The sequence below is a fragment of the Psychroserpens damuponensis genome, assembly GCF_000826655.1.
GTDB lineage: Bacteria > Bacteroidota > Bacteroidia > Flavobacteriales > Flavobacteriaceae > Psychroserpens > Psychroserpens damuponensis.
Genome location: NZ_JXJO01000052.1, coordinates 1 through 649 on the forward strand (window position 1 = coordinate 1; position 649 = coordinate 649).

Below are 649 nucleotides of genomic sequence, written 5' to 3' on the forward strand. Positions count from 1 at the left end.
AACAAACCTCAAAAAATAGTCACCATATCACTTTTGTTTCTTGCAATAGTTGGCATAATATATTCGTTCAACAAAATTCAAATTGAGTATTACTTTAAAAAGAAAAATTCAATTTTTTGGTCAGAAAACGCAGAAATAACTGTTGAAGATTTCCAAGGAGATATTGATAGAAATTCGAAATCAACCGAATGGTGGTATCATGAATTATATTTAAGATCAACAAATCTTAAAGATGCAGAAGTAATTGCATTATTCAATAAAGAAAAATCTTGGATTAAAGACACAGCTGATTTTAAAGAAGTAATGAGAGTTCAAAAACTCAAGTTCGATCTATATGAAAGTTATGCTAGAAAATCTAATAGTGAGATGAATAAGATTAAATATAGAGATGACAAATTTTATTCTGACTTAGAAAAAATATTGCAGAAAAATTTTAAAGAACTTTTAATCACAGAAGATAGTATCCATAATTCTGGATTATCGAGAGATGAAACGATAAAATATTGGAATGAAAAAATTCAAAAACGATTGAATAAAAACAAATAACAGTGTACAACAACGTGTATAGCCAATTGCTTGTTTTGTGTGTACTCGGAAAATCCTACGGATTTTCCTCTGGTTCGGTTTCTTTTGCTAACTTAGTTCCAAC

Annotated in this window: 1 protein-coding gene; it reads left to right on the forward strand. The window is 28.4% G+C overall.

Annotation, left to right across the window (positions count from 1 at the left end):
• On the forward strand, window positions 1-546 hold a 546-nt coding region (locus TD29_RS18600; protein ID WP_040282702.1), incomplete at its 5' end, for a hypothetical protein.
• Window positions 547-649: the final 103 nt, after the last annotated feature.